Origin of the sequence: Aquipuribacter sp. SD81 (assembly GCF_037153975.1) — a bacterium.
In the GTDB taxonomy this organism is placed as follows: domain Bacteria; phylum Actinomycetota; class Actinomycetes; order Actinomycetales; family JBBAYJ01; genus Aquipuribacter.
Window position 1 is genome coordinate 60445 of record NZ_JBBAYJ010000018.1, and the last position, 23802, is coordinate 84246.

21 protein-coding genes are annotated in these 23802 nt (G+C 75.2%); 9 read left to right on the top strand and 12 right to left on the bottom strand.

The features are described 5' to 3' along the window. Positions 1-20 precede the first annotated feature (20 nt). Positions 21-506, top strand: coding sequence for an SRPBCC domain-containing protein (locus WAA21_RS12040; protein WP_336923052.1), 486 nt, complete (start codon positions 21-23; stop codon positions 504-506). Positions 507-571: 65 nt separating this feature from the next. Here the strand turns inward: WAA21_RS12040 and WAA21_RS12045 are convergent, their stop codons facing one another. After that, positions 572-967: an MmcQ/YjbR family DNA-binding protein gene (locus WAA21_RS12045; RefSeq protein ID WP_336923053.1), complete on the bottom strand. Its 396-nt coding sequence runs from the start codon at positions 965-967 to the stop codon at positions 572-574. A 77-nt stretch (positions 968-1044) separates the two neighbouring features. Here WAA21_RS12045 and WAA21_RS12050 point away from each other — a divergent pair, with 77 nt between their 5' ends. Both WAA21_RS12050 and WAA21_RS12055 read left to right on the top strand, forming a co-directional pair. Then, positions 1045-1332, top strand: a complete 288-nt coding sequence (locus WAA21_RS12050; protein ID WP_336923054.1) for an ArsR/SmtB family transcription factor — start codon at positions 1045-1047, stop codon at positions 1330-1332. Continuing rightward, entirely contained in the window at positions 1329-1718 is a 390-nt protein-coding gene (locus WAA21_RS12055) for a VOC family protein (protein ID WP_336923055.1), read from the top strand. The genes WAA21_RS12050 and WAA21_RS12055 overlap by 4 nt, the downstream gene beginning before the upstream one ends. 22 nt (positions 1719-1740) lie before the next feature. Here WAA21_RS12055 and WAA21_RS12060 read toward each other — a convergent pair whose 3' ends face one another. The 6 genes from WAA21_RS12060 to WAA21_RS12085 all read right to left on the bottom strand — a co-directional run bounded on the left by WAA21_RS12060 (position 1741) and on the right by WAA21_RS12085 (position 7972). Beyond that, complete coding sequence (locus WAA21_RS12060) at positions 1741-2757, bottom strand: methionine synthase (protein WP_336923056.1); 1017 nt, start codon at positions 2755-2757, stop codon at positions 1741-1743. Next, the gene (locus tag WAA21_RS12065; protein ID WP_336923077.1) at positions 2754-3710 is read right to left on the bottom strand and encodes an aldo/keto reductase; all 957 of its coding nucleotides are present in this window, start codon (positions 3708-3710) and stop codon (positions 2754-2756) included. Before WAA21_RS12065 ends, WAA21_RS12060 begins: the two co-directional genes overlap by 4 nt. 148 nt (positions 3711-3858) lie before the next feature. Then, positions 3859-4920 carry a tRNA 2-thiouridine(34) synthase MnmA gene (gene mnmA, locus WAA21_RS12070; protein ID WP_442893279.1) on the bottom strand — a complete coding sequence of 354 codons (1062 nt, stop codon included), beginning with the start codon at positions 4918-4920 and terminating at the stop codon, positions 3859-3861. A 17-nt stretch (positions 4921-4937) separates the two neighbouring features. Then, on the bottom strand, positions 4938-6137 hold the full coding sequence (locus tag WAA21_RS12075) for a cysteine desulfurase family protein (RefSeq protein ID WP_336923058.1): 1200 nt from the start codon (positions 6135-6137) through the stop codon (positions 4938-4940). A 35-nt stretch (positions 6138-6172) separates the two neighbouring features. Further along, complete coding sequence (locus WAA21_RS12080) at positions 6173-7150, bottom strand: electron transfer flavoprotein subunit alpha/FixB family protein (RefSeq protein ID WP_336923059.1); 978 nt, start codon at positions 7148-7150, stop codon at positions 6173-6175. A gap of 33 nt (positions 7151-7183) precedes the next feature. After that, positions 7184-7972, bottom strand: coding sequence for an electron transfer flavoprotein subunit beta/FixA family protein (locus WAA21_RS12085; protein WP_336923060.1), 789 nt, complete (start codon positions 7970-7972; stop codon positions 7184-7186). A 154-nt stretch (positions 7973-8126) separates the two neighbouring features. Here WAA21_RS12085 and WAA21_RS12090 point away from each other — a divergent pair, with 154 nt between their 5' ends. Beyond that, a complete protein-coding gene (locus tag WAA21_RS12090; protein WP_336923061.1) occupies positions 8127-8849 on the top strand; it encodes a class I SAM-dependent methyltransferase in 723 nt (240 codons plus the stop codon). Here WAA21_RS12090 and WAA21_RS12095 read toward each other — a convergent pair. The 3 genes from WAA21_RS12095 to WAA21_RS12105 are packed head-to-tail and all read right to left on the bottom strand — an operon-like array spanning position 8734 to position 11557. Continuing rightward, positions 8734-9612 carry an acyltransferase gene (locus tag WAA21_RS12095; protein ID WP_336923062.1) on the bottom strand — a complete coding sequence of 293 codons (879 nt, stop codon included), beginning with the start codon at positions 9610-9612 and terminating at the stop codon, positions 8734-8736. The genes WAA21_RS12090 and WAA21_RS12095 overlap by 116 nt on opposite strands. Positions 9613-9642: 30 nt before the next feature. After that, on the bottom strand, positions 9643-10686 hold the full coding sequence (locus WAA21_RS12100) for a class I SAM-dependent methyltransferase (protein WP_336923063.1): 1044 nt from the start codon (positions 10684-10686) through the stop codon (positions 9643-9645). 1 nt (position 10687) lies between these two features. Continuing rightward, entirely contained in the window at positions 10688-11557 is an 870-nt protein-coding gene (locus tag WAA21_RS12105) for an enoyl-CoA hydratase/isomerase family protein (RefSeq protein ID WP_336923064.1), read from the bottom strand. Positions 11558-11603: 46 nt separating this feature from the next. Here WAA21_RS12105 and glgX point away from each other — a divergent pair, with 46 nt between their 5' ends. After that, positions 11604-13910, top strand: a complete 2307-nt coding sequence (gene glgX / locus WAA21_RS12110) for a glycogen debranching protein GlgX (RefSeq protein ID WP_336923065.1) — start codon at positions 11604-11606, stop codon at positions 13908-13910. A gap of 115 nt (positions 13911-14025) precedes the next feature. Here glgX and glgP read toward each other — a convergent pair whose 3' ends face one another. Together glgP and WAA21_RS12120 are read right to left on the bottom strand one after the other, a co-directional pair. After that, complete coding sequence (glgP, locus tag WAA21_RS12115) at positions 14026-16605, bottom strand: alpha-glucan family phosphorylase (RefSeq protein WP_336923066.1); 2580 nt, start codon at positions 16603-16605, stop codon at positions 14026-14028. Positions 16606-16685: 80 nt separating this feature from the next. Continuing rightward, positions 16686-16982, bottom strand: coding sequence for a DUF1540 domain-containing protein (locus WAA21_RS12120; RefSeq protein WP_336923067.1), 297 nt, complete (start codon positions 16980-16982; stop codon positions 16686-16688). 196 nt (positions 16983-17178) lie between these two features. Between WAA21_RS12120 and WAA21_RS12125 the strand changes: the two genes are divergently transcribed. The 4 genes from WAA21_RS12125 to WAA21_RS12140 all read left to right on the top strand — a co-directional run bounded on the left by WAA21_RS12125 (position 17179) and on the right by WAA21_RS12140 (position 23666). Continuing rightward, on the top strand, positions 17179-19335 hold the full coding sequence (locus WAA21_RS12125) for an alpha-1,4-glucan--maltose-1-phosphate maltosyltransferase (RefSeq protein ID WP_442893276.1): 2157 nt from the start codon (positions 17179-17181) through the stop codon (positions 19333-19335). A gap of 10 nt (positions 19336-19345) precedes the next feature. Continuing rightward, positions 19346-21130, top strand: coding sequence for a maltose alpha-D-glucosyltransferase (treS, locus tag WAA21_RS12130; protein ID WP_336923069.1), 1785 nt, complete (start codon positions 19346-19348; stop codon positions 21128-21130). Next, entirely contained in the window at positions 21127-22461 is a 1335-nt protein-coding gene (locus tag WAA21_RS12135; RefSeq protein ID WP_336923070.1) for a maltokinase N-terminal cap-like domain-containing protein, read from the top strand. Before treS ends, WAA21_RS12135 begins: the two co-directional genes overlap by 4 nt. Positions 22462-23105: 644 nt before the next feature. Beyond that, positions 23106-23666, top strand: a complete 561-nt coding sequence (locus tag WAA21_RS12140; protein WP_336923071.1) for an endonuclease domain-containing protein — start codon at positions 23106-23108, stop codon at positions 23664-23666. Positions 23667-23802 lie beyond the last annotated feature (136 nt).

Consider the following 23802-nt stretch of genomic DNA (forward strand, 5'->3'; position numbering starts at 1 on the left):
CGGCCCGGAGGATCGGGGGCGTGGACCTGGAGCCGATCGGCGTCGCGGACCGGCTGTCCGGCAGGGTCGTCCTCCGCCGGCCGGTGGCGTGCAGCGTCCCGACGGCCTGGCGGGCCGCCAGCGAGGCCGACGGGCTGTCGGCGTGGCTGGGCCGTCACGAGGGGCCACGGCTCGGGCCGGGCGCGACCTTCACCCTCGTGCACGAGCAGCAGGTCCGCTCGACGCACACGGTCCTGGAGTGGGAGCCCTCGCGGCTGCTGGCCATGACGTGGGACTTCCCGGACGAGGCCCCGAGCCGCGTACGCCTCTCGATCGGGCGTGACACCGCCGGGACGGTCGTCACGCTGGAGCACGCCGGCCTCGAGGACGCCGTCGCCTACGCCGCCGGGTGGCACGTGCACCTGGACTACCTCGCCGAGCTGCTGCGCGGCCGCCCCCGCTCCTTCGACGACTTCTGGGTCGACTACGACGCGCTGCGGCAGCGGTACGACGCCGAGGCCGGGTAGCCGGACCGGGCGCCGACGGTCCACCTCGCCCACGACACGCTCCGCGCCCGTAGGCAGACGTCGGGTCAGCGCCGCGCGTCGAGCCGCGCGACCCGGCGGACCCCCGCGGTGCGCCGGTAGGAGTCCTCGAGCAGCTCCGCGACCTCCTCCCAGTCCGTGCCGGCGTCGAGCTCGACGCCGACCCAGCCCGACGGGCCGAGGTAGGCGGGCGAGAAGCACCGGTCCTCGGTGAGCAGGGCCTCGCGGTCGATCGGGTCGGGCAGGACGAGCAGCGCGTGCGGGTGCGGTACCCACTCCCCCGCCTCGCGCGTGCTCCCGCCGTACCAGGCGAACACCTTGGTCGTGTGGAAGACCGGTCGGCCGTGCGAGACCCGCTCCGCGGCGTCGGGCAGGTCGAGCGCGAGCACGCGCACCCGCTGCAGGTACGGGTCGTCGTCGTCGAACATCTGCGGGTGCGCCACGGCCGTGACGGTAGGGCGCCGCACCGACAGGCCGCCGTTGACAGGCAAGCAATCGCTTGCCTATGGTCGGCGGCACCATGAGCGACGTCTTCAGGGCGCTCGCGGACCCGACCCGGCGCGCGGTGCTCGACGAGCTGCACTCCCGCGACGGCCAGACGCTGTTCGAGCTCCTCACCAGGCTCGTGCAGCGCCACGGCGTGACCTCCTCGCGCCAGGCCGTCTCGCAGCACCTCGACGTGCTCGAGCAGGCGGGCCTGGTCCGCCGGCACAAGGAGGGGCGCTACGTCTTCCACCACCTCGACCGGGGACCGCTGCGTGAGGCGCTCGGCCGGTGGGGGTTCACCGACAGAGAGGGACTCCCATGAGGATCGTCATCACGAGCGTCTTCGTCGACGACCAGGAGGCGGCGCTCCGCTTCTACCGCGACGTGCTCGGCTTCGTCGTCCGGCACGACGTGCCGCTCGGCGAGCACCGGTGGCTCACCGTCGCCTCGCCCGAGGACCCGGACGGTCCGGAGCTGTTGCTGGAGCCGAGCGCCCACCCGGCGGTCGGGCCGTTCAAGCAGGCCCTCGCCGCCGACGGCATCCCGTTCACGAGCTTCGCCGTGACCGACGTGCACGCCGAGACCGAGCGACTGAAGGCCGCGGGCGTGCGTTTCACGCAGGAGCCGCTCGCCATGGGCCCTGTCACGACGGCCGTGCTCGACGACACGCAGGGCAACCTCGTCCAGCTGTCGTCCTACGCCGGCTGAGCCGCCCGGCGCGGCAGAGGGATCAGCCGGACACGAGCCTCCCGGCCGCGACCGCCAGCGCCCGGAGCTGGGCGACGGCGTCCGACGGCCGGGCGCCGGCCGCCCCGCAGGACGGGCTGAGCGCGAGCCGCGTGCGGGCGTCGCCCCCCAGGCCGACGTCACCCCATGCCGCGAGCACGTCGCGGGCGAGCGCGTCGGCCTCCGGCGCCGCTGCCAGCGGGTCGAGCACGCCCGCGACGAGAGCGGTCCCGCCCTCGACCACAGCGGCTGCCTGCTCCCAGGCACGAGCGCCCGTCCCGGCCGTCGTGCGCGGAAGCGGCACCGACAGCCCGTCGGCGCCGGTCTCGGCGAGCAGCCGGACCGGGCCGCCCTCGGCGCAGCAGTGGACGAGGACCGCGGCACCTGCCGCGTGGCCGGCGTCGACGACCCGGCGCAGCCCGTCGCGCACCTCGGGTCCCGGCACCGACCGCAGCGTGCCGTAGCCGCTCGCCGTCGGCAGCCGCCCGAGCAGCACCGCGACGACCGACGGCTCGTCGACCTGCAGCACGAGCGGCACACCGGGCGCCGCGCGCCGGACGTCCGCGAGCACCTGCCCGACCCCCTCGGCGAGGGAGTCGACGAGGTCACGCCGGGCCCCGGGGTCGCTCACGGCGACCTCGCCCCGGCTGCGCTGCAGCGCGGCCGCGAGCGTCCACGGACCGGTGACCCCGACCTTCAGCGCCCGGGCGGCGCCGAGCTCCGGGCCGCGCTCGCCCAGCGCGTCGAGGTCCTGCCGCCACCACGACCGCGCGCGCTGCAGGTCGACGCCCGGCCGGTCCACGAGGCGCCAGCCCGACGGCTGGAGGTCGACCGGCAGGTCGACGAGGAACGACGCCCCGCGACCGATGACGTCGGCGCCGACCCCGCGGGCCGGCAGCTCGGGCACGAACGGCACGTGGCCGTCACCGAGCTCGCCGAGCACCGCGTCGAGCGCCTCGTCGGGCCGGGTGTGCGGCAGCGACCCGACACCCGTGGCCCAGGGGCCTGCCGGCAGGCTCACCAGCGGTCGTGCACGAGCGCCCGCACGTGGCGGTCGTAGACGTCGCGGACCGCGGCGCGCTGGTCGTCGGTGAGCGGCTCCGTGCGCATGACGGCGGCGTTGCGCCGCGCCTGGTCGGGGTTGCGGGCCCCGGGGATGACGCTCGTGACGCCCGGCGTGTCGACGACCCAGCGCAGCGCGAGCTCGGCGACGGGACGCTCGCCCGCGACGTCCTTGAGCTCCTCCACCGCCCGCAGGCCGACGTCGAAGGGGACGCCGGAGAACGTCTCGCCGACGTCGAACGCCTGCCCGTCGCGGTTGTAGTTCCGGTGGTCGTCCTCGGCGAAGGTCGTGGAGGCGTCGTAGCGCCCGCTCAGCAGGCCCGAGGCCAGCGGCACGCGCGCGATGATCCCGACGCCGGCCTCCTGCGCGGCCGGGAGCACCTCGTCGAGCGGCTTGAGCCGGAAGGCGTTGAGGATGATCTGGACCGTCGCGACCCCGGGCCGGGCGATGGCCGTGAGCGCCTCCTCGCACGTCTCGACGCTCACCCCGTAGGCGGCGAGGACACCCTCGGACACGAGCGCGTCGAGCACGTCGAAGACCCGGTCGTCGGAGTACACCGGCGTGGGAGGGCAGTGCAGCTGGACGAGGTCGAGGGTGTCGACGCCGAGGTTCTGCCGCGAGCGCTCGACCCACGCGCGCAGGTTCTCCTCGGTGAAGGTGGCGGGCTCGAAGGGGTCGGCGCGGCGGCCGGCCTTCGTCGCGACGAAGGGCCGGTCGGGCCGGGCAGAGGCGACGGCACCCACGACCCGCTCGCTGCGGCCGTCGCCGTACACGTCGGCGGTGTCGAGGAACGTGACGCCGGAGTCGAGCGCCGCGACGACCGTCTCGGTCGCGTCGGCCTCGCTCACCTCGCCCCAGTCCGCACCGAGCTGCCAGCAGCCGAGACCGACGACCGAGAGGTCGCGCCCCAGGCGCGGGACGTGGCGGGCGACGGTCTCGCCGGTCGCCCCGTCCGCGGACGGGGGCGGCGGGGTCGGCTGGGCGGGCTGGGCGGTCGTGTCGGAAGGCTCGGTCACGGCCGCGACACTACGGCCGTCGCGCGGGTCCGTCGCGCTGCGGTCAGGCCGCCCGGGCCGCCCCGAGCACCCGGTCGCCGTCGTAGGCCACGACGAGCTGTCCGGGCGCGACCGCGGGCACCGGAGCGTCCGGGCGCAGCACGACGAGGTCGTCGTCCGCGGCCTCGCACGTCGCCGCGACGGGCGCGCCGTGGGCGCGGACCTGCACGCTGACCGCGCGACCGCGGGCCGGGGGCGCCCCGTGCCAGACGGGACCCGTGGCGGTGAGGGTCGCCACGAGCATGTCCTCGGCAGGACCCACGGTGACGGTGCGTGTCGCCGGCTCGATGGACAGCACGTAACGGGGCCTGCCGTCGGCGGCGGGGCGGCGCAGGTCGAGGCCGCGCCGCTGCCCGAGGGTGAAGCGGTGGGTGCCGGTGTGCGCGCCGACCACCTCGCCGGCGGTGTCGACCACGTCGCCCGGTGCGTCGCCGAGTCGGCGCGACAGCCACCCGGCGGTGTCGCCGTCCGGTACGAAGCAGATGTCGTGGCTGTCGGGCTTGGCCGCCACCGCGAGACCGCGTGCCGTCGCCTCCTCGCGCAGCGCCGCCTTGTCGGTGGTGTCGCCGACCGGCAGGAGCACGTGGCGCAGCCGGGCCGGCGCCACGGAGGCGAGCACGTAGGACTGGTCCTTGGCCCGGTCCGCGGCCCGGCGCAGCACCGGACCGGACCCCTCGGCGCCGGGCTCCAGGCGTGCCCAGTGCCCGGTGGCGACCGCGTCGAAGCCGAGCGCGAGCGCGCGGTCGAGCAGCGCGGTGAACTTGATGCGCTCGTTGCAGCGCACGCACGGGTTGGGGGTGCGCCCGGCGGCGTAGGAGGCGACGAAGTCGTCGACGACGTCGGCGGCGAACTGCTCGGAGAAGTCCCACACGTAGAACGGGATGCCGAGCGCGTCGGCCGCGCGGCGTGCGTCGTGGGCGTCCTCGACGGTGCAGCAGCCGCGCGCCCGCGCGGTCGGCGGCCCGCCGCCGGCGCCCCGGGACAGGGCGAGGTGCACCCCGACGACCTCGTGCCCGGCCTCGACGGCGCGCGCCGCCGCGACCGCGGAGTCCACCCCGCCGCTCATCGCCGCGAGGACGCGGCTCACGAGGCCGCCAGCCCGTGCGCGCGGGCGACCGCCGCCCGGGCGCGGTCCAGCACCCCGAGCAGCACCGCGAGGGCGGTGTCGACGTCGGCGTCGGTGCTGGTTCGGCCGAGGGAGAAGCGCAGCGCGCCGCGCGCGAGCCCGGCGTCGACCCCCATCGCGTCGAGCACGTGCGAGGGCTCGGGCACCCCGGCCCGGCACGCGGAGCCGGTGGAGACCGCGACGTCGTGGGCGTCGAAGAGGTAGAGCAGGCTGTCGCCCTCGCAGCCGGGGAAGGTGACGTGGAGGTTGGTCGGCAGCCTGGCGCCAGGCGCGTGGAGGTCGGCTCCCTGCACGACGGCCGTCGGGTCGAGCGCGAGGACACCCGCGGCGAGCCGGTCCCGCAGTGCGGCCACCCGCGGCGCCTCGACGTCCCGCTCGGCGGCCGCGGCCGACAGGGCCGCCGCGAGCGCGGCGGCGGCGGGCGCGTCGACGGTGCCCGAACGCACCCCCCGCTCCTGCCCGCCCCCGTGCACGACGGGCTCGAGCTCGACGCCACGGCGCACGACGAGAACCCCGGAGCCGACGGGGGCGCCGAGCTTGTGCCCGCTGACGGCCACGGTGTCCGCGCCGAGCGACCCGACCTCCCCGTCGAGCCAGCCGACGGCCTGCACGGCGTCCACGTGCACCGGCACGCCGTGGGCGTGGGAGAGCTCGACGAGCTCGTGGACGGGCTGGACGGTGCCGACCTCGTTGTTCGCCCACATGCACGTGAGGAGCGCGGTGCGGTCGGGGTCCTCGGCGAGCAGCGCGGCGGTGCCGTCGACGTCGACCCGGCCCCGCCGGTCCACCGGCAGCCAGCGCACCTCGGCCCCGCGGGCCTCCGCGAGCCACGTCACGCAGTCGAGGACCGCGTGGTGCTCGACGGGGCTCGCGAGCACCCGCGTGCGGGCCGGGTCCTCGGCGCTGCGGGCGCCGAAGAGCCCCTTGACCCCGAGGTTGTCCGCCTCGGTGCCGCCCGCGGTCAGCACCACCTCGGCGGCGCCGACCCCGAGCGCGGCGGCCACCTGCTCGCGGGCGTCCTCCACCGCGCGACGGGCGCGCCGGCCTGCGCCGTGCAGCGAGGACGGGTTCCCGCCGAGCAGCGCGACGTCGTGGAACGCCGACAGCGCGACGTCCCGCACGGGCGTGGTCGCCGCGTGGTCGAGGTACACGCTCACCCGACCAGGGTAGGCGCGTGCGCGGGCGCCTCGGCTCAGCCCTTGCGCTTCGCGACCTCCGCCGCGACGGCCGGCAGGACGTCGGCGAGGTCGCCGACGACGCCGAAGTCCGCCATCTCGAAGATGGGGGCCTCCGGGTCCTTGTTGACCGCGACGACGACCTTGGAGGTCTGCATGCCCGCCTTGTGCTGGATCGCCCCGGAGATGCCGGCGGCGACGTACAGCTGTGGCGAGACCGTCTTGCCGGTCTGGCCGACCTGGTTGCTGTGGGGGTACCAGCCGGCGTCGACCGCGGCCCGGCTCGCCCCTACCGCGCCGCCGAGGGCGTCCGCGAGCGCCTCCACCGCCGTGAAGTCGCCGTCGGTGCCGCGCCCGCCCGACACCACGACGGAGGCCTCGGCGAGGTCGGGCCGCCCGGACGCGGCCTTCTCGGCCCGCTCCACGATGCGGGCCGCCTTCGAGGCCTCCGAGACGCTCGCCGGCAGCGCGGTGACCGTCGCCTCGACCGGCGCCGCCTCCGGCGCGACCGAGTTCGGCTTGACCGCGACGAGGGGCGTGCCGCGGGTGACCGCGCAGCGCGTGGTGTACGCGCCGGCGAAGACGGACTTCGTCGCGACGACCTGCTCGCCGTCGAGCCGGACGTCCACGGCGTCGGTGACGAGGCCGGAGGAGCTGCGGATCGCGAGCCGCCCGGCGACCTCCTTGCCCTCCGGCGTGCTCGGCAGCAGCACGGCGGCCGGGCTGCGCTCCGCGACGAGACCCGCGAGCACCTCCGCCTTGGGGGCGACGAGGTGGTCGGTGACGTCGTCACCGGTGACGAGGACCACCTCGGTGGCGCCGTGCTCGGCGAGCGCGGCCGGCGCGTCGGCGCCCTCCGGGGCCCCGAAGACGACCGCGACGGGGTCGCCGAGGCGGCGGGCGAGGGTGAGCAGCTCGAGGTAGGCCTTGCGCACCGCGCCGCCGGAGCTCTCGGCGGTGGGCGTGGCGTCGACGACGACGAGGACCTGTGCCATGGGTGTGTGCTCCTTCTCCTGGTCCGGGACGTGTCAGACGAGCCGCTGGGTGGCGAGGAACTCGACGAGCCGGGTCGCGCCGTCGCCCTCGTCGGTGACGACCGTGCCGGCCTGCTTCGGCGGGCGGGCCTCGGCCTCGAGCGCCGTCGTCCACGCCGCGTCGAGACCGACCTCGCCCGCGTCGACGCCGAGGTCGGCGAGGGTCAGCTCCTCGACCGGCTTCTTCTTGGCGGCCATGATCCCCTTGAACGAGGGGTAGCGGGGCTCGTTGATCTGGTCGGTGACGCTCACGAGCGCGGGCAGCGACGCCTCGACGGTCTCGGTGCTCGCGTCGCCGTCGCGGCGGATGCGCACGGTCGACCCGCTGACGGTGACCTCCGCGGCGTACGTGACCTGCGGCAGCCCGAGGCGCTCGGCGACCATCGCGGGGACGACGCCCATCGCGCCGTCGGTGCTCGCCATGCCCGTGAGCACGAGGTCGGCGCCGAGGCGCTCGAGCGCCTTGGCCAGCACGAGGGAGGTGCCGACGGCGTCGGAGCCGTGGACGGCCTCGTCGCTCACGTGCACCGCGGAGTCGGCGCCCATCTGCAGCGCCTTCTTGAGCGCGTCGCGCGCGTCGTCGGGCCCGACGGTGAGGGCGACGACCTCGACGTCGTCGCCGAGGTCGCCGGACTCCTTGAGCCGCACCGCCTCCTCGACGGCGTACTCGTCGAGCTCGGACAGCAGCCCGTCGACGGCCTCGCGGTCGGTGGTGGTGTCGGCGGCGAACGTGCGGTCCGCCTGGGCGTCCGGCACGTGCTTGACGCAGACGACGATCTTCATCGACGGGCCCTCCTGTGCGGTCGTGCGGTCGGGTGCGCGACGGCCCGCCGGGGTGGGGCGGCGTCGTCGCCGGGGCTATGTTACTCACCGGTAGCATCGGGTGCGCCACCGCCGGCCCCCGCCGGGGCGGGCACCGGAGGCCACACTGCCACGTGTGAGCGGCGCGCACGGGGGGCGGACCGCACTGCCCCTGACCGGGGAGCGCACGGGTCCCGACGACGGCACCGCCGCGTGGCGGGAGCACGAGCGGTACTGGTTCGACCGGCACGTGGCGGGCTACTCCCTCGCCGCCCGGCTGCTCGGGCACCGCCCCGACGCCCTCGTCCTCGACACGGGGAGCGGGGAGGGCTACGGGGCCGCGTCGCTGCGCGCGGTGACGGGGGCCCGGCTCGTCGGCGTGGAGCTCGACCCGGCCGCCACGGCGCACGCCCGCGACCGCTACCGCCTCGCCGCGGTCCGGGCGAACGTCGTCGCGCTGCCGCTGGCGTCCGGCTCCGTCGACGCCGTGGTGAGCAGCCAGGTGCTCGAGCACGTGTGGACCCCGCACGAGCACCTCGGCGAGGCGCGACGGGTGCTGCGCCCCGGCGGGCTGCTCGTGTGCTCGACCCCGAACCGCCTCACCTTCTCCCCCGGCCTGCACCGCGGCGAGCCGCCGCGCAACCTCTACCACTCCCGCGAGTACGACGCCGGGGAGCTGCTCGACCTCGCCGCGTCCACGGGTCTCGCCGCCGCGCAGGTGCTGGGCGTGCACGGGCCGGACCTCAGCGTCGTCGGTGCGCCCGCCGGGCCGGCCGGCTTCCGGGCGGCGCCGGACGGCCCCGCAGCCCCCCTCGACGCCTGTCTCGACCTCGTCCTCGTGGCCCGTCGTCCGCGCTGAGCGACTGGTCGCCCGCGTCGCGGGGGACCGGCGCGCCGCGGGCAGGGTCGTCGGCGAGCAGGTCGGCGCCGGGGCGCGCGGGACCCGCGGCGCGCCGCGCGGCGCGGTCCGCCCGGTCGGCGACCACGCGGGCCGGGGCGCCGGCGAGCACGACGTCGTCGGGGAAGGTGCCCCGGACGACGGCGTGCGCCGCGACGACGGTGCCGCGACCGAGGTCGGTGCCGCGCAGCACGGCGCTGCGCAGGCCGAGCCAGGACCCGGCCCCGATCCGCACGGGCCCCTTGCGGATCCCCTGGTCCTTGACCGCCCGGGACGTGTCGCTGTGCACGTGGTCGAAGTCGGCGACGTACACCCAGTCCGCGAGCAGCGTCGCCTCGCCCACCTCCACGTCGAGCCAGGCCGTCACGCGCACGTCGGCGCCCGTCACGACCTTGTCGCCGATCCGCAGCGTGCCCTCGTGCGCGCGCAGCACCGTCCGCTCCCCGAGGTGGACGAAGGCCCCGAGGTGGATGCGGCCGTAGCCGGGCACCGTCCGGACCCGCACCCCCCGCCCCAGCAGCACGAGCCCGTGCACGACCACGTCTGGGTGCAGCAGCCGCAGCCGGGCCAGGCGCAGGTAGCGCACGAGGTAGCCCGGGGTCAGCGCCCGGTGCCGCCACACCCAGGCCAGGGACTCCCGCGACAGCAGCCGGTGCTGCTCGGGGTGGCGCCCATCGCGCAACCGCACCCACCAGGCGGCGACGACCGCTCCCGCACCCTCCACGGGCACCGTTCCTAGCAGACGGCCGTCACGTCACGGCTTGGTGCCGGTGACGCTCACGTCGTAGAACACCCCCTGCGGCAGCACGCGCGACAGCACCCGGTCCACGGCGCCCAGGCGCTGCCAGCCGCGGTAGGCGAACATCGCCCAGCGCCAGCCGAGCCGCTCGGGGTTGACCGCGGCCTCGAAGGTCCGCACCGGCCAGCCGAGGAACGCCGCGAGCAGCTCCTCCGTCGCGGTCGTGACGTCGACCGCGCCCGCGCGCAGCGCCGTCCGCGCGAGGTCGCCCGGGTGGAAGGTGTGGAGGTCGACGACGGCCTCCAGCGCCGCCGCGCGGGAGGACTCGTCGAGCTCCGCCTTGGAGCGCGCCCAGCGCTCGCGCCACCACGGCAGGTGGGTGACGCGCGTCGTGACCGCCCAGGTCGCCCGGCCGAGGGCGCGGGCGTAGCGGTCGCCGACCACGGTCGGCTCGCCCGCGAACAGCAGGCGCCCGCCCGGGCGCAGCACCCGCAGGCACTCGCGCAGCCCCGCCTCCACGTCGGGCACGTGGTGCAGCACCGCGTGCCCCAGGACTAGGTCGAAGCTGTCGTCGGCGAAGGGGAGGTCGGTGATGCCGGCGACCTGGCCGGTCACCGGGTGCTCGCCGGTGTCGTAGCCGAGGTGCGCGGCGTTGGCGAGCGCGGTCTGCACCATGCCGGCCGACACGTCGGTGACGACGACCTCCTCCAGCCAGCCCGCCTGCCGCAGGTTGAGGGAGAAGAAGCCGGTGCCCGCCCCGATCTCCAGGGCGCGACCGAAGGGCCGGGGCGCGTCCACCGCGGCGGGGCCGAGGGCCGTGGTGAACCGGTCGGCGGCGAAGGAGATGCAGCGCTCGTCGAAGGAGATCGACCACTTGTCGTCGTAGGTGCCCGCCTCCCAGTCGTGGTAGAGCACCTGGGCGAGGTCGGTGTCCGCCCACGCGGCCTCGACCTCGGCCTCGCTGGCCGCCCGACCGGGTCCGGGGACGGACCCCGGCTGACCTGCCGGCTCCTCGGGCAGCCGACCGTCACGGGTCGCGTCGGCACCGTCGGCGGCCACGTCAGCGGCCCTCGAACCGGGCCCGGCCGGGCCCCTCGGCGACGAAGGACGCGAGCCCGTGCTGGGCGTCGCGCGTGCCGAACAGGCCGGCGAACAGGCCGCGCTCCAGCTGCAGGCCCGCGGCGAGCGAACCCTCGAGCCCGCCGTCGACCGCCTGCTTCGCCGCGGCGACCGCGACCCGCGCGCCGGTGGCGTAGCGGACCAGGCGCGCCCGCGCGGCCACCTCCGCGGCGCCCGCGGGGGCGACCTCGTCGGCGAGGCCGAGCTCGAGGGCCTCCGCCGCGCCCACCATGCGGCCGGTCCACACGAGGTCCTTCGCGCGTCCGGCACCGACGAGGCGCGCGAGCCGCTGCGTGCCGCCCGCCCCGGGCACGAGCCCGAGCGTGATCTCCGGCAGCCCGACCTTCGCCCCCTCGGCCACCACGCGGTGGTCGCACGCGAGCGCGAGCTCGAAGCCGCCGCCGAGGGCGTAGCCGTCCACGGCCGCGACCACGGGCACCGGCAGCGCCGCGACGTCGTCGAGCGCGCCCTGCAGGTCCGCGGCCAGGCGCAGCACGTCGCGCATGCCCATGCCGGCCATCTCCTTGATGTCCGCCCCGGCGGCGAAGACGTCGCCGCCGGTCACCACGACCCCGCGCACGCGCTCGTCGGCCCGCGCGAGCCGGCACGCCTCGACGAGGCCGTCGCGGATGGTCGCGTCGATCGCGTTCATCGGCGGGCGCACGAGGCGCACGGTGCCGAGGACCCAGCCGTCGGCGCCGTCCGGGGCGCTCGTCTCCCAGCGGACGCTCGGACCGCAGGCGACGCCCTCGGCGTCGGTCGCTGGTGGCCGCTGCTCGTCGGGCCCGTGCGTCGTCGCGCTGTCCGGCATGGCGACGGAGTCTGCCAGCCGGGCGCGGGGTGGGCAGACTGCCCCCGTGCTCCACGACGCGTCGACTCCGCGGCCGCGCGCCACCGGCGCCGGCCGACCGTTCCCGCTCGGGGTGGCGCCGGACGCCCGCGGCTCGGACGTGGCGGTGAGCGCCGCCCACGCCGAGGCGGTCGAGGTGTGCGTGCTGCGCGCCGACCCGCGCGCCCCCGGCGGACGCCGCGAGCACCGCGTCCGCCTGCCCGCCCGGACCGGGACCGTGCACCACGGTCGCGTCGAGGGCCTGCTCGAGGGCGACCGCTACGTGCTGCGCGCCCACGGACCGTGGGACCCCGGCGCGGGGCTGCGCTACAACCCGGCCAAGGCGCTGCTCGACCCGTACGCGCTCGCGCTCGACGGTCAGGTCCGTCACGGTCCGGCGCTGTACGACCACGTGCGCGGCGGGGGCCCGACCGACACCCCGAGCCCGCTGGACAGCATCGACTCGGTCGCGACCGGGGTCGTCGTCCCGCGACTGCCCGACGCGGAGGCCGACGCGCTCGCGGCCGGACGGCCCCGGCACCCGCTGTCACGGGCCGTCGTCCTGGAGACGCACGTGCGGGGCCTCACCATGCGCATGCCGCAGGTGCCGGGGCCGTTGCGGGGCACCTACGCCGGGCTCGCCCACCCCGCGGTCGTCGAGCACCTCGTCTCGCTCGGCGTGACCGCCGTCGAGCTGCTGCCGGTCCACGCGAGCACCGCCGAGCCGGCGCTCGCCGAGCGCGGCGCGGTGAACTACTGGGGCTACAGCACGCTGTCGTTCCACGCGCCGGAGCCGCGCTACAGCGCGGCCGTCCGGGCGGGCGGTCCGCCCGCCGCGGCGCTCGCGGAGTTCCGCGACATGGTGCGCACCCTTCACGCGGCCGGGCTCGAGGTGTGGCTCGACGTCGTCTACAACCACACGTGCGAGGGCGGTGAGGGCGGCACGTCGCTCAGCCTGCGCGGCCTCGACAACTCCATGTACTACCGGACCGCGGGGGCGCGCTTCCCCGACGTGACGGGCACGGGCGCGACCCTCGACCTGTCGCACCCGGAGGTCACGCGCCTCGCGCTGGACTCGCTGCGGTACTGGGTGCGGGACATGGGTGTCGACGGCTTCCGCTTCGACCTCGCCCCCGCGCTCGCGCGTCGTCACGACGACGAGCACGGCGTCGGCGGCTTCGACCGCGACCACCCGTTCCTCGTCGCCGCCCGCACCGACCCGGTGCTGCGCGACGTACGGCTCGTCGCCGAGCCGTGGGACATCGGCCCCTACGGCTGGCGGACCGGGCAGTTCCCGCTGCCGTTCTCGGACTGGAACGACCGGTTCCGCGACGGGGTGCGGGCGTTCTGGCTCGAGGGCTCCCGCGCCGAGCTCGACGGCCGGCCCGGGCCGGGGGTGCGGGACCTCGCGACCCGGCTCGCGGGCTCGGAGGACGTCTTCGGAGGCACGCGGCGCGGCGGCTCCCGTGACGCGACCGCGGGCGTCAACTTCGTCACCGCGCACGACGGCTTCACCCTGGCCGACCTCGTGTCCTACGACCGCAAGCACAACGAGGCCAACGGCGAGGACAACCGCGACGGCCACGGGCACAACCTGTCGTGGAACCACGGCCACGAGGGCACGACCGACGAGCCCGCCGTGCTGGTGGAGCGGCGGCGGACGCTGCGGGCGCTGCTGGGGACGCTGCTGCTGTCCGCGGGCGTGCCGATGCTGCTCGCGGGGGACGAGCTCGGCCGCACGCAGCACGGCAACAACAACGGCTACTGCCTCGACGACCCGACGACGTGGCACGACTGGGACCTCGAGCCGTGGCAGCGCGACCTGGTGGAGACCACCCGCTTCCTCGTGCGGCTGCGCGCGGAGAACCCGGTCCTGCGCCAGCACCGGTTCTTCGGCGGGCGCCCGCGCCGCGCCGACGGCACCCGCGACCTCGGCTGGTTCGACGGCGACGGCGAGGAGCTGTCCGACGCGGGCTGGGCGGACCCGTGGCGGCGCACGCTGCTCGCGTTCCTCAACGGCGACGGCGTGCCGGAGCGCGACCGCGAGACCGACCCCGCCGTGACGGTCCCCGCCCCCGCGCCGGAGGGGGCGCGGCTCGTGCCGGCGTCCTTCCTGCTCGTCGTGCACGGCGGCGCGCACCCGCGCGAGGTGCAGCTGCCCGAGCAGCCGTGGGCCACGTCGTACCGCACGGTGTGGTCCTCGCACTCCGAGCGCCCGACCTGGCCGAGCGGCCCGGCCGGCGTCGCGGGTGCGGGGCCGGCGGACCTGCGCGGCGGCCAGCGCACGACCGTCGGCGCCCGGAGCCTCACGGTCCTCCGCGCCGTCCGCCCCTGACCCCCACCCCCCGGTTACGCCGAGAGGGCCGGATCCGCACGTCCACGAGGCCGTGGCGGGCAGATCCGGCCCTCTCGGCGCGGAACGGGGGTGTGGGTGGGCTGGGGCCGGTGCGTCAGGAGCCGGCGTTGGCGACCAGGCCCAGCTCGGCGACCGAGGCGAGTGCGTCGTGCTTCGGCAGCACGCGCACCGTGTAGCCGAAGGGGCCGGTGCGGCGCAGCTCCAGCGTGGAGGAGAACCGGTGGCGGCCGCCCTCGTACGCCTCGGCGTGACCGAGCGGCTCCAGCCGCACGTCGGTGAGCGCGTCGGCGTCGTTGACGCGGCCGTGCACGAGCTGCACGTCGACGTCGTCGGGGTCCAGCCCGCCGAGGCTCACGTAGGCGTCGACGCGCAGCGCGTCACCGACCTGCGGGCTGTCGGCGACGTCCCCGCTCTCGACGTGGTCGACGCGCACCGCGTGCCAGCCCTCGAGCAGGCGCTGCTTCCACGCGGCCAGCTCCTTGGCGCCCGTGTGGCCCGGTGCGCTGTCCAGCGCGCGCGAGGCCTGCGCCGCCGGGGCGTACAGCTCGGCGACGTAGTCGGCGACCATGCGGTCGGCGAGCACCTTCGGACCGAGGGTCGCGAGCGTGTGCCGGACCATCTGCAGCCAGCGGCGCGGCAGGCCGGCCTCGTCGCGGTCGTAGAAGCGCGCGGCGACCGAGGTCTCGATAAGGTCGTACAGCGCCGCGGCCTCGAGGTCGTCGCGGTGGTCGGGGTCGTCGACGCCGTCGGCGGTGGGGATCGCCCAGCCGTTCTCGCCGTCGAACCACTCGTCCCACCAGCCGTCGAGGATCGACAGGTTGAGCCCGCCGTTGAGCGCGGCCTTCATGCCGGAGGTGCCGCACGCCTCGAGCGGGCGCAGCGGGTTGTTGAGCCACACGTCGCAGCCCGGGTACAGCGACTGCGCCATGGCGATGTCGTAGTTCGGCAGGAACGCGATGCGGTGCCGCACGTCGTGCTCGTCGGCGAAGCGGATGACCTGCTGGATGAGCCGCTTGCCCTGCTCGTCGGCCGGGTGCGACTTGCCCGCGATGAGCAGCTGGACCGGGCGCGTGGGGTGCAGCAGCAGCGCCTTGAGCCGCTCGGGGTCGCGCAGCATGAGCGTGAGCCGCTTGTACGTCGGCACGCGGCGCGCGAAGCCGATGGTGAGCACGTCGGGGTCGAGGGCGTCGTCCACCCACCGCAGCTCCGCGGGCGAGGCGCCCCGGCGCAGCCACGAGCGGCGGATGCGACGCCGCGCCTCCACCACCAGCTGCTCGCGCAGCGTGCGGCGCAGCGCCCAGATGTCCTCGTCGGGCACGCGCTCGACGCTGCCCCAGTCGACGTCGCCCTCGTCGGAGCCGTCGCCGGAAACCCCGCCGTGCTCACCGAGCAGCGCGATGACCCGGTCGTCCACCCACGTGGGGGCGTGCACGCCGTTGGTGATCGACGTGATGGGCGTCTCGGTGCTGTCGAAACCGGGGAACAGCCCGTCGAACATGTCGCGGCTCACGACGCCGTGCAGGCGCGAGACGCCGTTGGCGCGCTGCGCGAGGCGCAGGCCCATGACGGCCATGTTGAACACGCTCGGGTCGCCGCCCTCGAAGTCCTCCGCGCCGAGCGCGAGGACCTGCTGGACGGGGACCCCGTCGACGGCGTTGTCGCCGCCGAAGTACACCTCGATCTGGTCCCGGCCGAAGCGGTCGATGCCGGCGGGCACGGGCGTGTGGGTCGTGAAGACCGTCCCGGCCCGCACGGACTCCAGCGCCTCGGCGAAGGACAGCCCCTGCTCGACGAGCTCGCGGATGCGCTCCAGGCCGAGGAAGCCCGCGTGGCCCTCGTTGGAGTGGAAGACCTCCGGCGCCGCGGCGCCGGTGAGGCGCGAGAACAGCCGGATGGCCCGCACGCCGCCGATGCCGAGCAGCATCTCCTGCTGCAGCCGGTGCTCCTTGCTGCCGCCGTACAGGCGGTCGGTGACGGTGCGCGCCCGCTCGTCGTTCGCGGGGATGTCGGAGTCGAGCAGCAGCAGCGGCACCCGGCCGACCTGCGCGCGCCACACGTGGGCGTGCAGCTCGCGACCGCCGGGCAGCCCGACCGTCACGGTCGCGGCGGTGCCGTCGTCCTCGCGCAGCAGCGACAGCGGCAGCCCGTCCGGGTCGAGCACCGGGTAGGTCTCCTGCTGCCAGCCGTCGCGGCTGAGCGACTGCTTGAAGTAGCCCGTCTTGTAGAACAGGCCGACGCCGACGATCGGCACGCCGAGGTCGGACGCCGACTTCAGGTGGTCGCCGGCGAGGATGCCGAGGCCGCCGGAGTACTGCGGCAGCGCGGCGGCGATGCCGAACTCGGGCGAGAAGTACGCGACGGCGGCGGGCACGTCCTGCTGCCGCTGGTACCAGCGGTCGCTCGTGAGGTACTGCTCGAGCTCCCCGGCGGCGGCGCGCACGCGGGTCACGACGGCCTCGTCCTCGGCGAGGGCCTGCAGCTCCTCGGGCGTCAGCAGCCCGAGCATGCGGGCGGGCTCGTGGCGCGCGGCCTCCCACTTGCGCGGGTCGAGCGAGGCGAACAGCTCCCGGGTCGGCGCGTGCCAGGACCAGCGGAGGTTCAGCGCGAGGTCGCCGAGCGGCGCGAGGGGCGCGGGCAGCACGGTGCGGACGGTGAACCGCCGGATAGCTCTCACGTGGAGGGACTGTAAGCGCTTGCTGCCGCCCGGCGGAACCGCTGTCCGCGGTGCGTCCGACCGCCGGACGGCGCGCCGGATCAGCGGGGGGCGTAGGTGAGGCAGACGGCGCTGGCGCCGGAGGTGTCGACCGAGATCTCCTCAGCCGTGCACTCGAGGTTCTCGTTGTGCACGCAGGCCGCCTGCTTGCACGCACCGACCTGCGCGTCGCCGGAGTCGACGCCCCCGCGCAGGTCCGCGGACATGAAGGTCTCGCACGGCGCGGTGCCGGAGTCGCCGATCGTGATGGCGGCGGCGTGGCAGTGGTGCTCGCCGTTGTACGCGCAGGCCGTCGCCTCGCAAGACTGGACGATGGGGAGAGCCGCTCCGACGGGCATGGTGCCTCCTGCTCTTCGAGCGCCGGCACGAGCCGGCGGCGGGGGTGCGGTCGAGGACGACGGTACCCGCGCCCCACGGATTACGAAACCCCGCCACGCGCACGAACCTGCAGGTCAGAGCCACATTAGGCTGCTCCGGTGTTGCGTAAAGGAGGTAGGTGCGCACACCCTTCGCGGCCGCCGGGCCGTCGCTGACATGCCCCCGGCCGAGGACTCTCGGTACGGTCGTGCCGTGGCTGCCGACCCGACGTCCGCACGTCCTGCCCGCACACCCGTCACCGGCTCCCCCGAGCCGGCCGCGGCCGGACCCGCCGAGCCGCCCCAGCCGACCTCGCCACCCGTCGACCTCTCCGGTCGCCAGGTGGGGCGCATCCCCGTCCTCGACGTCATGCCGCGTGTGGACGACGGCCGCTGGCCCGCGCGCGCGGTGGTCGGCGAGGCCGTCCCCATCGAGGCGACGGTGTTCCGGGAGGGCCACGACGCCGTCGCCGCCTACGCGGTCCTCACCGCGCCGGACGGGCGGGAGGCGGCCCGCGTGCGCATGCACGAGCTGTCGCCGGGCTCCGACCGCTTCGGCGCGTGGGTGGTGCCCGACGGGACCGGTGACTGGACGTTCCACGTCGAGGGCGCCTCCGACGTCTGGGCGACGTGGGAGCACAACGCGACGGTCAAGGTCGCCGCGGGTGTCGACGTCGAGGTGATGCTCGCCGAGGGCGTGCCCGTGCTGCAGCGCGCCGCGGCGCTCGCCGAGGCCGCGGGCGACCGCACCGCCGTCGAGGTGTGCCACGACGCCGTCGCCGCGCTGCGGGACGAGGTCCGCCCCGTCGAGGCCCGGCTCGCCCCCGGCGTCGGCCCGGAGGTGCACGCGGTCGTCGACCGCTACCCCGTCCTCGACCTCGTCACGGCCTCGGCCCCGCTGCGGCTGCGCGTGGAGCGCGAGCGCGCGCTGTTCAGCGCCTGGTACGAGTTCTTCCCCCGCTCCGAGGGCGCGTACTTCGACGAGGACACCCGGCAGTGGGTCTCCGGCACGCTGCGGACCGCCGCCGAGCGGCTGCCCGCCGTCGCGGCGATGGGCTTCGACTTCATCTACATGCCGCCCATCCACCCCATCGGGCGAATCAACCGCAAGGGCCGCAACAACACCCTCGACCCGCAGCCGGGCGACCCGGGCTCGCCGTGGGCGATCGGGGCCGCGGAGGGCGGGCACGACGCCATCCACCCCGACCTCGGCGACGAGGACGACTTCGCGTTCTTCGTGGCGCGGGCCAAGGAGCTCGGCCTCGAGGTGGCGCTCGACTTCGCGCTGCAGTGCGCGCCGGACCACCCGTGGGCCACCGACCACCCCGAGTGGTTCACCACGCGTGTGGACGGCTCGATCGCCTACGCGGAGAACCCGCCGAAGAAGTACCAGGACATCTACCCGGTCAACTTCGACAACGACCCCGAGGGCATCTACGCGGAGTCGCTGCGGCTGCTCGAGCTGTGGATCTCCCGCGGCGTCACGGTGTTCCGGGTCGACAACCCCCACACGAAGACCGTCGAGTTCTGGGAGTGGCTGATCGGCCGCGTCAACGCCGAGCACCCGGAGGTGATCTTCCTCGCGGAGGCGTTCACCCGCCCGCAGATGATGCGGACGCTCGGCAAGGTCGGGTTTCAGCAGTCGTACACGTACTTCACGTGGCGGACGTCGAAGCAGGAGCTCACCGACTACGTCACCGAGCTCGCGACCGTGTCCGCGCACTACATGCGCCCGAGCTTCTGGCCGAGCACGCCGGACATCCTCCACGCGTTCCTGCAGTACGGCGGGCCGACCGCGCACCGGCTGCGCGCCGTGCTCGCCGCGACGCTCGTGCCCAGCTGGGGCGTCTACTCCGCCTACGAGCTCGGCGAGCACGTGGCGCGCCCCGGCGCGGAGGAGTACATCGACAACGAGAAGTACGAGTACCGCCCGCGGGACTGGGCCGCGGCGGAGCGCGAGGGCCGCTCGCTCGCGCCGCTGCTGACCCGGCTCAACGAGGTCCGCAAGGAGCACCCGGCCCTGCAGCGGCTGCGCGGCATCGTCTTCCACCCGACCGACGACGACGCCGTCATCGCCTACTCCCGGCACGTGCCGGCCGAGCACTCCCCGACCGGGTCGGCGGACACGGTGCTCACCGTCGTCAACCTCGACCCCCACGCCGCCCGGGAGACGATGGTCCACGTCGACCCGACGACGCTCGGGCTGGACGCCGGCAGCGGCTACGTCGTCCACGACCTGCTGAGCGGGCACTCGTGGGCGTGGGGCGAGCACAACTACGTCCGGCTGGACCCCTACCACGCGACGGCGCACGTGTTCGCCGTGCGGACCCACTGAGAGGAGCCCCGTGCAGGGACTGCAGCTGTCGAGCCCGGGGCTCGACAACGACCCCCACTGGTACAAGAAGGCCGTCTTCTACGAGGTCCTCGTCCGCGCGTTCAGCGACTCGACGGGCTCCGGGTCCGGCGACTTCCAGGGCCTCATGGACAGGCTGGACTACATCCAGTGGCTCGGCGTCGACTGCCTGTGGCTGCCGCCGTTCTACGCCTCGCCGCTGCGCGACGGCGGCTACGACATCAGCGACTACTACGCGGTGCTGCCCGAGTTCGGCACGCTGCCGCAGTTCACCGAGCTGGTCTCGGCGGCGCACGCCCGCGGCATCCGGGTCGTCACCGACCTCGTCATGAACCACACCTCGGACGCCCACCCGTGGTTCCAGGCCTCCCGCAGCGACCCCGAGGGCCCGTACGGCGACTTCTACGTTTGGAGCGACACCGACGAGAAGTACTCCGACGCGCGCATCATCTTCGTCGACACGGAGACGTCGAACTGGACGTTCGACCCCGTGCGGCGGCAGTACTTCTGGCACCGCTTCTTCTCCCACCAGCCGGACCTCAACTTCGAGAACCCGGCCGTGCAGGACGCGATGCTCGACATCGTCCGCTTCTGGATGGACCTCGGCATCGACGGCTTCCGCCTCGACGCCGTGCCCTACCTCTTCGAGGAGGAGGGCACGAACTGCGAGAACCTGCCGCGCACGCACGAGTTCCTCGCGAAGGTCCGGAAGGTCGTCGACGAGGAGTACCCCGGGCGCATCCTGCTCGCCGAGGCCAACCAGTGGCCCAAGGAGGTCGTCCCGTACTACGGCGACGACGCGGCGCCCGAGTGCCACATGTGCTTCCACTTCCCCGTCATGCCGCGCCTGTACTACGCGCTGCGCGACGAGCGCGCGGGCTCGGTGCTCGACATCCTCGCCGACACCCCGGAGATCCCCGCGACCGGGCAGTGGGGCACGTTCCTGCGCAACCACGACGAGCTCACCCTGGAGATGGTGACGACGTCGGAGCGCGCGGCCATGTACGGCTGGTACGCGCCGGACCCGCGCATGCGCGCCAACATCGGCATCCGGCGCCGGCTCGCGACGCTGCTCGACAACTCCCGCGCCGAGATCGAGCTCATCCACGCCCTCCTGCTGTCGATGCCGGGCTCGCCGTGCCTGTACTACGGCGACGAGATCGGCATGGGCGACAACATCTGGCTCGAGGACCGCGACGGGGTCCGCACGCCCATGCAGTGGAACCCGGACCGCAACGCCGGGTTCTCCACCGTCCCGGACCCCGGCAAGCTCTACCTGCCGGTCGTGCAGTCCCTCACCAACCACTTCGGCGGGGTCAACGTCGAGGCGCAGCTCGCGACCGGGTCCTCGCTGCTGCACTGGGTGCGCGGCATGCTCGGCCTGCGCAAGCGGCACCCCGTCTTCGGTCTCGGGTCCTTCGTCGCGCTGCCGCTGGTGGAGCCCGGCACGGGGGCCGAGGGCAACGCCTGCGACAACGAGGCGGTGCTCGCGTTCCTCCGGGTGCTCGACGAGACGACGCCCGGCGGGGAGCACGAGACCCCCGAGACGGTGCTGTGCGTGCACAACCTCGCCTCCACGCCGCAGGCCGTCACGCTGACCGTGCCGCACCTGGCCGGCGCGACCATCGAGGACCTCTTCGGCGGGACCGGCTTCGCGCCCGTCGACGCGGACGGCCACGTCCGCCTCACCCTCGGCAGCCGCGACTTCTTCTGGCTCCGGCTCACCCCGGCACCGGCCGGCACGGTCCCCGCACGCTCCACGGAGGCGCCCGCGTGAGCGCACCCGACCTCGACCGGCCGCTCGAGGCGCTGCTGCACCGGTGGATGCCGGCGCAGCGCTGGTACCCCGCCAAGGGACGCGGCGTCGGCCTGCGGCTGCTGTCGCGCTGGGAGCTGCCTGCCGCGGGCGACGGCACGGTCGTCGAGGTGCTCGTCGTCGGTCTGGACTCCGGTGACCGCGTCGACGTCGTGCAGGTCCCGCTCGTACGGCGCGAGGCGCCGCGCGACGGGGCCGAGCACGCCCTCGTCGGCGAGCTGACCGACGGGGACGGCCCGCGCTGGGTCTACGACGGCCCGCACGACCCGGCCTTCGTGTCCGCGCTGCTCGGGTCACTCGACACCCCGCCCGGCGGGCCGGGCGTCGCGCCGGGACCCACGAGCGTGCTGAGCGGCGAGCAGTCGAACACGAGCATCATCGTGCGCGCCGAGGCCGGGCCGCCCGCCATCGTCAAGGTGTTCCGCACCCTGCACCCAGGCGCCAACCCGGACGTCGAGGTGCTCGACGGCCTCACGCGCGTCGGCTGCGAGGCCGTCCCGGCGCTGCTCGGCTGGTCGAGCGGCTCGTGGTCGCTGCCGTCGGGCGACCGGGCCGAGGGCCACCTCGCGGTGGCCGTCGAGTTCCTCGCCGGGTCCGAGGACGCGTGGCGCGTCGCGCTCGCCGCGCTGCGCGACGGGCAGCCGTTCGACGAGCAGGCCCGCGGGCTCGGCGCGGCGGTCGCGCACGTCCACCTCGACCTCGCCCGCGCCTTCGGCACCGAGCCCGTCGACACGGCCGCCCGCGCACGCTCGGTCGAGACGCTGCGGGGCCGCGTGCGCTGGGCCGCGGACGCCGTCGAGGAGCTCGCGCCGCTCCGGGAGCGCCTCGACGCGCACGCCGCCTCGCTGGACACCGCCCTCGCGGACCTGCCCGACCTGCAGCGCGTCCACGGCGACCTGCACCTCGGCCAGGTGCTGCACTCCCCTGCGCGCGGGTGGGCGCTGCTGGACTTCGAGGGCGAGCCGCTCCGCCCGCTCGCCGAGCGCGTCCTGCCCGACCTCGCGCTCCGCGACGTCGCCGGGGTCCTCCGCTCGCTGGACTACGCCGCCGGTCACGACGGCGTGACGGGGGCCGGCACCCCCGGCACCGACCCGGAGGCCTGGGCGCAGGACGCGAGGGACGCCTTCTGCGAGGGCTACGGCTCCGTGACGGGCCGCGACCCGCGCGACGACGCGGCGCTGCTGCGCACGCTGGAGCTCGACAAGGCGCTGTACGAGGTCGTGTACGAGGCGCGCAACCGGCCGTCGTGGCTGCGCATCCCGCTGCAGGCGGTCGAGCGCCTCCTGCCCTGATCCGCGTTCGTCTGCGTTCCTGTCGACGCACGCCGCGTACGTCGACGTTCCTGTCGACCTGCGCGGCGTACGTCCGCATTCCTGTCGACCTACGCGGCGTACGTCTGCGTTCCTGTCGACGGACGCGGCGTACGTCTGCGTTCCTGTCGACGCGCGCGGCGCGCCTCTGCCTCTGGGTCGGCTCCGCCGGCGCGCGCCGCACTGCATGACGCCTTGGTGCCCTCGGTCCGGGCGCGACGCGTCCACAGCCTGAGGACGTGCCTCATCGTCCACAAGGTCGCTCCTGCTCTCGGCGGCAGGGCCCGAAGCCGCGATGTCGTGACTGCATGCCTTCCCCTCGCGTCCGCGGCCCCCAGCTCACCGGCGACCTGCTCCGGGCCGTACCGCCATCAGTCGTCTACGGACCGGACTTCACTCGGGCCATGCAAGGTGTCCGCCTGCCAGCCGACCTCCCGAGGACCCACGGCAACCTCTGCCTCGCGTACCGGCGGGTGTCCCCGCGCGCGGTCTTCACAGCGCACAGCGCCGCGTGGGTCTGGGGCGCCCGCTTCGCTCGAGCCTCCGACCGGGTGTCAGCCGGATTCGCGGGCGGGTTACCCCGCAGGAGGGACGAAGTGGTCCCGCACCGGCTCTACCCGGGCTCGGTGGTGGACACCCTTGGCGACTTCGGCGCCGTGACGTCTGAGGCGTGGACGGCCTTCGACCTGGCGCGAGGCCTCAACCGGGACGGCGTCTCGGAGTGGCAGTCGGTGGCAGAGGTCGACTCGATGCTCCGGTGGTCGCCCTGCACGCGCGCCCAGCTGCTCGCGCTGCTCGATGGCATGCCCGCGGTGGACGCCGTCGCGCGGGCGCGCTCGGTTGCAGAGCTGGTACGTGACGACGTCGACTCCCCTCCCGAGACCCATCTCCGTCTGGCCGTCCTCGAGGCGCGACTGCCAGAGCCGCTCGTGCAGTGCACGGTTCGCGACGCTCAGGGCAGGGTGGTCGCCCGGCTGGATCTGGGCTGGCCAGCATTGCGAGCGGGTGTCGAGTACGACGGCGCCGTACACGACGATCCCGAGCAGCGCGCTCGCGACCGCGTACGTCACAACATGCTCAGAGCCTTGGGGTGGCGGGTGCTGCAGGTCGATGCCCGCCAGATGGCCGGCCCTCGGACGGTGCTCCTGGAGGCCCTCCGCCGGTTGGTGGACGGGCCAGCCACCTGACTCGGCCCACGTCACCCCCTCGACAGGAACGCAGACCTACGCGCCGTCCGTCGACACAAACGCAGACATACGCGCCGTCCGTCGACACAAACGCAGACATACGCGCCGTCCGTCGACACAAACGCAGACATACGCG

Excerpts from the sequence above, each read along its gene's own strand:
- WAA21_RS12050 (WP_336923054.1), top strand. The coding sequence starts at position 1,045 with ATGAGCGACGTCTTCAGGGCGCTCGCGGACCCGACCCGGCGCGCGGTG.
- mnmA (WP_442893279.1), bottom strand. The coding sequence starts at position 4,920 with ATGAGCGGCGGGGTGGACTCCGCGGTCGCGGCGGCGCGCGCCGTCGAG.
- WAA21_RS12085 (WP_336923060.1), bottom strand. The coding sequence starts at position 7,972 with ATGAAGATCGTCGTCTGCGTCAAGCACGTGCCGGACGCCCAGGCGGAC.
- WAA21_RS12105 (WP_336923064.1), bottom strand. The coding sequence starts at position 11,557 with ATGCCGGACAGCGCGACGACGCACGGGCCCGACGAGCAGCGGCCACCA.
- WAA21_RS12120 (WP_336923067.1), bottom strand. The coding sequence starts at position 16,982 with ATGCCCGTCGGAGCGGCTCTCCCCATCGTCCAGTCTTGCGAGGCGACG.
- WAA21_RS12080 (WP_336923059.1), bottom strand. The coding sequence starts at position 7,150 with ATGGCACAGGTCCTCGTCGTCGTCGACGCCACGCCCACCGCCGAGAGC.
- WAA21_RS12055 (WP_336923055.1), top strand. The coding sequence starts at position 1,329 with ATGAGGATCGTCATCACGAGCGTCTTCGTCGACGACCAGGAGGCGGCG.
- WAA21_RS12125 (WP_442893276.1), top strand. The coding sequence starts at position 17,179 with ATGCCCCCGGCCGAGGACTCTCGGTACGGTCGTGCCGTGGCTGCCGAC.